The organism is uncultured Paracoccus sp. (assembly GCF_945915435.1).
In the GTDB taxonomy this organism is placed as follows: Bacteria; Pseudomonadota; Alphaproteobacteria; order Rhodobacterales; family Rhodobacteraceae; genus Paracoccus.
Window position 1 is genome coordinate 1 of the sequence record NZ_CAMEFG010000086.1, and the last position, 3,678, is coordinate 3,678.

2 protein-coding genes and 2 pseudogenes are annotated in these 3,678 nt (G+C 65.9%); 2 read left to right on the forward strand and 2 right to left on the reverse strand.

Going from position 1 to position 3,678, the window contains the following annotated elements; translation table 11 throughout:
- Both Q0O97_RS17360 and Q0O97_RS17365 read right to left on the reverse strand, forming a co-directional pair.
- Window positions 1–424, reverse strand: a pseudogene (locus Q0O97_RS17360) (sn-glycerol-3-phosphate ABC transporter substrate-binding protein); the annotation flags it as partial.
- Between the two features lie 220 nt (window positions 425–644).
- Complete coding sequence (locus Q0O97_RS17365) at window positions 645–1,646, reverse strand: DUF808 domain-containing protein (RefSeq protein WP_294932407.1); 1,002 nt, start codon at window positions 1,644–1,646, stop codon at window positions 645–647.
- A gap of 170 nt (window positions 1,647–1,816) precedes the next feature.
- Between Q0O97_RS17365 and cobS the strand changes: the two genes are divergently transcribed.
- Together cobS and Q0O97_RS17375 are read left to right on the forward strand one after the other, a co-directional pair.
- Window positions 1,817–2,788 carry a cobaltochelatase subunit CobS gene (gene cobS / locus Q0O97_RS17370; protein WP_294932410.1) on the forward strand — a complete coding sequence of 324 codons (972 nt, stop codon included), beginning with the start codon at window positions 1,817–1,819 and terminating at the stop codon, window positions 2,786–2,788.
- Between the two features lie 76 nt (window positions 2,789–2,864).
- Window positions 2,865–3,678, forward strand: a pseudogene (locus Q0O97_RS17375) (cobaltochelatase subunit CobT); the annotation flags it as partial.

Here is a 3,678-nt window from a genome sequence, read left to right on the forward strand (position 1 = left end):
AGCTGTTGAAGGGCAGCGACAGCATGTTGCCCTCGGTGTCGCTGTAATAACCGACGACGGCGGGCAGATAGGCTTGCGGATCAAAGGTTTCGCCGTGATCGGCCATCAGTTGATAAACCGGAACGACAGCACCTTCGGCGGCCATCATGGTGCCGGTGCCGACCTCGAAGACCTGCACGATGGCGGGCTGCTGGCGCGCGCGGAAGGCGGCGATGGCGGCGGTCATCGTCTCGGGGTAGCTGCCCTTGTACGAGGGCACGATGTTGTATTCGTCCTGCGTTTCGTTGAAGTTCCGGGCGATTTCTTCCAACTTGGTGCCCAGTTCGCCGCCCATCGCGTGCCACCAATGGATGTCGGTTTGCGCCTGCGCGGCAGTCAGCGATGCGATCAGGGCCGTCGCAGAGGCGGTGAGAAGTCGAGACATGTTTTCCTCCCAATGGAGTTGCGTTTCGCCGCCCGGCCTAGCGGTCATCGGTGACGGTCTCGCAACATTATTGTGAAGGGAATGTGACAGTCTTTGATTGTTTGGTCAACGCGATGCGTAACGTCACGCAAGCGGCGCGGCACCCGGCGCGACAGGGCCGTCGCAGCACCCATTCCGGCAGCGACGACCAGCCCCTTGCAGCGGTGCGGCAGCGCGCCGCCTAGCCCTCGCGGCCGCCCGCCCCGCCGCGCAGCGCCGCCATCAGCGGCTGCACAGTGACGGCCAACAGAGGGTTGACGACCAGCCTTGCCACCGGAATCAGAAGCAGCCCCAGCGCCAGCCCCACGATACCGTCGAAGAAGGCCGTGACCAGCCAGGCGGTGGCGCCGGGGGCTTGGGGTGCCGCGACGGCGGCGGCTTCGGCCACGGTGCGAATCCATTCGTAGGGCGCATGCCAGCCCATTTCATGCAAGCCGTGAATGACGATATTTCCGCCCACCCACAGCATTGCGGCGGTGCCCACCACCGTCAGCGTGGTCATGAAGCCGGGCATGGCCTTGACCAGCCCGCGCCCCAGCCAGGCAGCCGCGCGCCCGCCCGTCCGCGCCAGCCGCACGCCCAGATCGTCGGCCTTGACCACCACCGCGACGAAACCATAGACCGCCGCCGTTATCAGCACGGCCACGACCAGAAGCGCCGCCGCCTTCGTCGCCAGCCCGTTCTGCGCCGGGATCGAGGAAAGCGCGATCGTCATGATCTCGGCCGAGAGAATGAAATCGGTCTTGATCGCGCCGGCCACCCGCGCCTCTTCCAATGCGGCACCGCCACCCTCGGGGTGGATATGGGTCTGGGAGTCATGTTCGGGATCGGGGCTGATCGCATGGGCGATCTTGTGCGCGCCCTCGTAACACAGATAGGCGCCCCCCAGCATCAGCAGGGGCGCGATGGCCCAGGGCGCGAAGGCCGACAGCAGCAGCGCCACGGGCAGCAGGATCACCACCTTGTTGAACAAGGATCCCCGCGCGATGCGCCAGACGATCGGCAATTCGCGGCTGGCGTCGAAGCCCTGCACGTATTTCGGCGTCACCGCCGCATCGTCGATGGCCGCGCCCGCAGCCTTGGCGCTGGCCTTGACCGCCTGCCCCGCCACATCATCGACCGAGGCCGCCGCGACCTTGGAAATCGCCGCGACGTCGTCCAGCAATGCGATCAGCCCGCTCATCCGTTTCCATCCCTGTTGCGACCCGCAGCAAACCCCCGATTCGTCCCCAGGGTTCCACATCCGTCTGAATATTCCGTCAAGCCTCGCCCGTCTTCAGCGAAATATCCCCGCGCCCTTGCGCGTTGCGGGGGAATGTTCCATCAAGCGGGGAAACGTCTAGAGGATGCGCCATGCTGGATCAGAACGCGAAACCGACCGAAGAGATCGACCTGCGCGAAGTCTTTGGCCTCGACAGCGACATGAAGGTCAAGGGCTTCGCCGAACGCAGCGACCGCGTGCCCGAGATCGACCCGACCTATAAATTCGACCCCGATACCACGATGGCGATCCTGGCGGGCTTCGCCTATAACCGCCGCGTCATGATCCAGGGCTATCACGGCACCGGCAAATCCACCCATATCGAGCAGGTGGCGGCGCGGCTGAACTGGCCCTGCGTGCGCGTCAACCTGGACAGCCACGTGTCGCGCATCGACCTGATCGGCAAGGACGCGATCAAGCTGGTGGACGGCAAGCAGGTCACGGTCTTTCACGAGGGCATCCTGCCCTGGGCGCTGCGCAACCCCACCGCCATCGTCTTCGACGAATACGACGCGGGCCGCGCCGACGTGATGTTCGTGATCCAGCGCGTGCTGGAAGCCGACGGCAAGCTGACCCTGCTGGACCAGAACGAGGTGATCACGCCCAACCCGTTCTTCCGCCTGTTTGCCACCGCCAACACCGTGGGCCTGGGCGACACGACGGGCCTTTACCACGGCACCCAGCAGATCAACCAGGGCCAGATGGACCGCTGGTCTCTGGTCGCGACGCTGAACTATCTGTCCCACGACGCCGAAACCAATATCGTGCTGGCCAAGAACCCGACCTGGAACACCGAGAAGGGCCGCAAGACCATCAGCCAGATGGTGACGCTGGCCGACCTGACCCGCACCGCCTTCATGCAGGGCGACCTGTCCACGGTCATGTCGCCGCGCACCGTCATAAGCTGGGCGCAGAACGCGCGCATCTTCGACAATGTGGGTTACGCCTTCCGCCTGACCTTCCTGAACAAATGCGACGAGTTGGAACGCCAGACGGTGGCCGAGTTCTACCAGCGCCTGTTCGACGAGGAACTGCCCGAAAGCGCGGCGGTCAAGGCGGGGTGATGGGCGGCGCGGGGGACCTTTGGAAACCCGCGGTTCCATATTACCATTCGGCTGAACCGTGGCGAAGCAGGTCAAGATGAAAAAATCCGACAACCCCGCCGACCCGTTCAAGAAGGCCCTGTCCGAGGCGACGCGGGCGCTGGCCGATGAACGCGAACTCAACGTGACCTTCACCGCCGATCCCGCCGGGGTGGCGGGGGACACGATGCGCCTGCCGCAGGTCAGCCGCCGCATGACACGCGATGAAATCCTGCTGGCGCGCGGCACGGCGGATGCGCTGGCGATGCGGATGCGTCACCACGACGACGCCACCCATGCGAAATACGCCCCCGCCGGCCCGATGGCGCGAGAGCTTTACGACGCGATGGAGACCGCGCGCTGCGAGGCGCTTGGCGCGCGCGACATGCCCGGCGCGCTGTCCAATATCGACGTCAAGCTGGGGGCCGAGGCCGAGCGTAAGGGCTATGGCCAGATCAAGTCCGCCAACGAGGCCCCCCTGGCCGCCGCGGCGGGCTATATCCTGCGCCAGATGGCGACGGGGCGCGACTTGCCGCCCGCCGCGCAGCACGTCGCCGACCTGTGGCGGCCCTTCGTCGAGCAACAGGCGGGTGCGGCACTGGAAGACCTGCCCCAGATGCTGGCCGACCAGGCCGGTTTCGCGCGGCTGGCGCGCCGGGTGATCTCGGACCTCGGCTATGGCGACCAGCTTGGCGACGACCCCGACCAGCCCCAGGACGAGGCCGAGGACAACGCCGAACAAGAGGAAGAAGCAGGCGACAACCAGGCGCGCGACCAATCCGACGATGACGAGGCCGAAGCCAGCCCCGAACGCGGACAGGAACAGCAGCAGGACGAACGCCAGGCGCAGGTCAGCATGGACGACCAGTCCG

Bases quoted from the DNA above. Each gene is read 5' to 3' on its own strand.
- Q0O97_RS17365 (WP_294932407.1), bottom strand. From the start codon at position 1,646: ATGAGCGGGCTGATCGCATTGCTGGACGACGTCGCGGCGATTTCCAAG.
- cobS (WP_294932410.1), top strand. From the start codon at position 1,817: ATGCTGGATCAGAACGCGAAACCGACCGAAGAGATCGACCTGCGCGAA.